Annotated in this window: 2 protein-coding genes and 1 pseudogene; 2 read left to right on the top strand and 1 reads right to left on the bottom strand. The window is 41.0% G+C overall.

Annotated elements, in window-relative coordinates; all coding sequences use genetic code 11:
• Positions 1–269: pseudogene (locus NWQ57_RS05650) on the top strand (nitrilase); the annotation flags it as partial.
• Positions 270–282: 13 nt separating this feature from the next.
• On the opposite strand, the gene NWQ57_RS05645 reads toward NWQ57_RS05650, so the two are convergent.
• Positions 283–699, bottom strand: coding sequence for a hypothetical protein (locus NWQ57_RS05645; protein ID WP_306021162.1), 417 nt, complete (start codon positions 697–699; stop codon positions 283–285).
• Positions 700–1,263: 564 nt separating this feature from the next.
• Here NWQ57_RS05645 and NWQ57_RS05640 point away from each other — a divergent pair.
• The gene (locus NWQ57_RS05640; protein ID WP_306021161.1) at positions 1,264–4,506 is read left to right on the top strand and encodes a S41 family peptidase; all 3,243 of its coding nucleotides are present in this window, start codon (positions 1,264–1,266) and stop codon (positions 4,504–4,506) included.
• Positions 4,507–4,944: the final 438 nt, after the last annotated feature.

Raw genomic sequence — 4,944 nt, 5'->3', positions numbered from 1 at the left:
AAAACCAGTGTTATGTTTTGCATTCCCCCACCATTGGCAGAGCCGAATGGTCACCGGCAGTTGATTGCAATACGGGCAATGCGAGTATTTATACGCCAGTGGATAGAGGGTTTCCTGAAGATGGAATATTGGCCCAACTGAGTGATGACCAAGGCCAATGGCTATGTGCTGAAATAGATTTGGCAGAACTGGGGCATATTCGCCAACAAGGTCAGGTGCTCAATCATAGAGATTGGCCTAAGCAATATCATGCTAAGTTTGCCGGTTAAAAGTAATGTTGCGCTAGTTCTGATTCAGCTTAGATAGCTCAATAGGATGACGATCCCAGTTTTCGAAGTCATTGAACCAATAAAATTCTGTATTGGTTTTACTTTGTTTATTTACAACATAACCAACACCCTTGCCTGGGCCTTTGTATAAAAATACTTCACATGAACTGCGACTCAAGCGAATAAAATCGATTGGCATAAAGTCAAAGGGAGAGGTTTCAATAAATGTATTTGCTTGGTCTGCATGCTCAATCAAGTCAATGCAGATGGTGTGTATCTCTGCCAGTTGATACTGATCCAAGCTCTGCAAAATAGCCACAGCATCTTCGTAACTATTGGTTTTCCATATGTTTAAACCGCTGATTAACACGACAGGGAATAGCACTATTCCGACCAAAACAGGTAAAAATGATTTTATCAATCTGTTCATTCTGACAAGTCTGCCTTCCAATTTATTTACTATTTTATCAAGAACTATGTTTGCAATGAAATGTCGGTGAGTCAAACAATGACTATCCAATAACTCGCCAAATCAATAAAAGCGTCTTTTCCCGCTTCAGATAAGAAAAACTGTTCTGACGGCATGAACATTTGCATTTGTCAGAGCACACCGATGTTCTTATTCTATTAACCATCGAACTTAGATTATCGGTGTTTTAAGAAAGTTGGGGCCTAAGTTCTTGTTTTACCTAAATACTGCACTAAATCGACGATAACAGTTATACATTATTCTCAAGGTTGACGTTTAGAGCGAGCAGGATATCGCTTGAATTTGCAAAGGATTGCGCCCTACTTCCCTTAAAGCCTAGTGCCATGTTCAGTGCTTTCCCTGATAGTTGTTCAACCCCATTTCACTCTATTTCTGTCATCTATTTTAAATGCCTTTGAAGTTGGAATTGTATTAAAACGGGCGTTATAGTGAGACCTCCATACTGGACATAATGATAATATGTTGGGTCATTCAACGAGATAAAGATTTAAGGGGTACAGGGAAATGTCAGGGTTGTTTTTAACGTTTATGAATATCTTAACGATATTAATCCTCAGTTCTATGACATTTGCTCATGGTGAAACGTTACTGCTGCGAGAGCCCGATATTAAAGGCTCAACTATTGTTTTTACTTATGGGCAAGAAATTTGGACGTCCGACCTAAAAAGTCTACAAGCAAAACGAATTACCAGTTTTCAAGGGCGAGCGACCAGCCCTAAACTTTCACCCGACGGTGCAATGATCGCTTTTACCAGCCAATATGCTGGAAACTATGATGTATATGTAGTTTCAGCTGATGGCGGATCACCCAAACAATTAACCTGGCATCCAGGTAATGACATAGTCAAAGGCTGGTCGACCGACGGCCAATCAGTAATTTTTAGTTCAAGTCGAGATAGCGCTCCCGTTTCTAGTATTTCTCGATTTTGGCAAGTTGACATAAAAGGCTCAACGCCCACCCCCTTACCTATGCTCAGGGCTGAAAGTGGCAGTATGTCTCCCGATAGCAAACATTTTGTTTATCAAAAAGTGTCGCCTTGGGATGACGGTTGGCGGCATTATCGCGGTGGACAAAATAATCCATTGCGCATTGTTACATTTAGTACCTTAGATGAAGAAAAACTGCCATGGAAAGGCGAAAAAGTCACGGCGCCTATATGGACTAAAGACGGTATATATTATTTGTCTGATATCAACCGCGTGGTAAACATTTTTAAGCTTGATATAAAATCTAAACAAAGTGAGCAACTTACGCATCATGATGACTATGATGTCAAAAATTTTAGCGTCGACGGTCAAACCATCATATATGAACAACAGGGGCGTTTATTTAGTCTAACAAACCGCAAAACCAGTCAACTAAAGATTAACCTGCACGCTGACTTTCCTTGGGCTGAGCCTCATTGGGTTGATGCCGGTAAACAAATTGAATCAGCAACCCTTTCACCTAATGGAAAACGCGCATTGTTTGTTGCACGTGGCGACGTCTTCAGTGTGCCTAGCAAATATGGGGACATTCGTAACTTGTCTAAGTCTGCCAGTCGCGAAGTCTCTGCAGCCTGGTCAAGAGACGGTCAAAAAGTGGCTTGGTTTACTGACAACAGCGGTGAATATCGAATAAAAATTGCTGATCAATTTGGCAAAAGCTTAGACGAAATAAAACTCGCCGAAAAAGGATTTTACTATGATCTAAGCTGGTCGCATGACGGTAAAAATTTACTCTATAGTGATCAAAAGCAACGCATATGGTGGCTCAATATAAACACCAAAAGGCCGGTCGAAATAGACCAAGACACCTCTGTCATCGTTGAAAAGTTGTCAGCTGCCAAGTGGTCGCCAGATGACAAGTGGATAGCTTACGTTAAAACTGAAGCTAATTTTCTACGCAATATTTATGTGTATTCACTGAGCGCTAAAACGTCTTATTTAATCTCAAACAATATGGCTGATAATCTCGATTTTACGTGGGATGTTAATGGCAAATATTTATATTTTACCGCCAGTACCGATTACGCCAGTAAAGCGCCTTGGTTAGATTTAAGTATTGAGGGTAAAAAAGACCCTCAGTACGCAATCTATGCTGCGGTATTAAACAGCAATGATGATTCGCCTGTTCGTTTGATACAGTCTGACGAGGATGAAGAAGTTAATGACAAAAAAGAAGATAAACAGGACCAAAGTCAGAGCGCCGAAAAGGGCAGTCCTAGCCTCACGGTAAACATCAATGAGGTAAGCCGTCGCATAGTACCTCTACCCATTAAGCCTGCAGCAATTTCCAGTTTGTCCAGTACTGTAAACGGCTTGTATTATTTGATAAAACAAGATGAAGACAATCATATGTTGAAAAAATATGATTTCGAAAAACAAGACAGCACAGACATCGGCAAAGATATATCCCAATATTTTTTAGCGGACAATGGCAAGGCCATGTTGGTTCAACAAAACGCAACGTGGAAGCTGCTAGAAAATCCTGAGGAATTAGAAAAGGCGACAGCTTTAGAGACTAAATTAAACCTGTGGTTAGAGCCTAAAAAAGAGTGGCAACAAAAATTTGTTGAAGCGTGGCGTTACCAGCGCGACTTTTTTTATGTACAAAATATTCATGGGGCTAATTGGCAAAAAGTCTATGACGATTATTCCCCCTTAGTTCAATATGTTAATCATCCTGCAGATTTAACCTATTTATTAGATAATATTGGCGCCGAAACATCCGTGGGACACTCATTTTCTTGGAATGGTAAACTGCCAGACATACCACAAGCTAGGGTAGGTTTATTAGGTATTGATGTTGGCATTAATGGCTCCTATTTTGCTATTGATAAACTATATCTCGGTGAACAGTGGAATAGTGAATTGAGTGCCCAAGCACCTTTTATTAATAGCTTACAAAAGGTGAATAAAGGCGATTTGATATTAGCTGTGGATGGCAAACCATTGAAAAGCAACGCCAATTTTTATCAAGCATTTAATGGCACATTAGACAAACAAACCCGCCTTACAATTGGTATAAATGGCAGCAGAGAAAATACGCTAGAGGTATGGGTTAAACCCATCGCTTCTGAAGGCGGATTAAGAACTTATGAATGGCTTGAAAACAACCGCCGCTATGTTGATCAAGTGTCAAATAATCAGTTGGCCTACATATGGCTACCAGATACATCTTCCTCAGGTTATGAACATTTTAATCGCTATTTCTTCGCTCAGGCAGACAAAAGCGGTGCCATCATTGATGAACGGTTTAACAATGGTGGCTCAATTGCGGACTATTACATCGATGTATTAAATCGCAAATTGAGTGGCTATTTTAATAACGCCTTAGATAAAGACCGACCACTAACCAGCCCAGGCGCTTTGATAGACGGACCGAAGATACTGCTCATCAACGAAATGGCAGGTTCTGGTGGTGATATGTTCCCTTATCTATTTCGCTTTCATCAGATAGGCAAATTAGTGGGTAAAAAAACGTGGGGTGGCTTAGTCGGAATATGGGGGGTGCCTGACTTTATGGATGGCGGTGGTATGACCGCACCTCGCAGCGGTTTTTATAACTTACAAGGTAATTGGGAAGTCGAAAATGAAGGTGTAGCACCCGACATTGAGGTAGATGAGGATTTAAAGCTCGCCAGTAAAGGGATAGACAGTCAACTTAAACGCGCGGTAGAAGAGGCTTTACTCGAGCTTAAGACTTATAAAGAACGCAGAAATTTACGTCCGCCACCAGACCCGGTAAAAGCACTGATTCAGTAACTAACCTCAACTCGGGTTAATGAGTGTCAAAATTTATCGATAAAGCTTATAATATCAAATAGATAGACATTTTATCTCAGAGTTACAGAGCGTAAACCTCGCCCACTAGTGAAATTTTTTGGTTATCAAGGCGGTAAGCCGTACGCAATAGTGGGCTATTGGTAGGAAATCCAACGACGATAGGCGCAAAAATAGCGCCAGTGGAAGGCGCTACTTAACCCGAGTTGAGGTTAGCTAGATAAGCGGTCGAACTTATGTTGTGTTTGGCCGTTTAACTTAAAAGTAAAAGCATAGTCTGAGTGAGCACTGTTCACGTTTTCACCTTGGCTCACTACTATTTACAGCTTTCAACAACTAAACAGGGCCTTAATCGCAGGCTCTGCGGCCCGCTTTTGCAAACAACACAAACCGAGTTTATAAGGTTCAATATCGGGTATC

It is taken from the genome of Paraglaciecola sp., assembly GCF_030730205.1.
In the GTDB taxonomy this organism is placed as follows: Bacteria; Pseudomonadota; Gammaproteobacteria; order Enterobacterales; family Alteromonadaceae; genus Paraglaciecola.
This window is presented reverse-complemented; position numbering and strand designations above follow the sequence as displayed.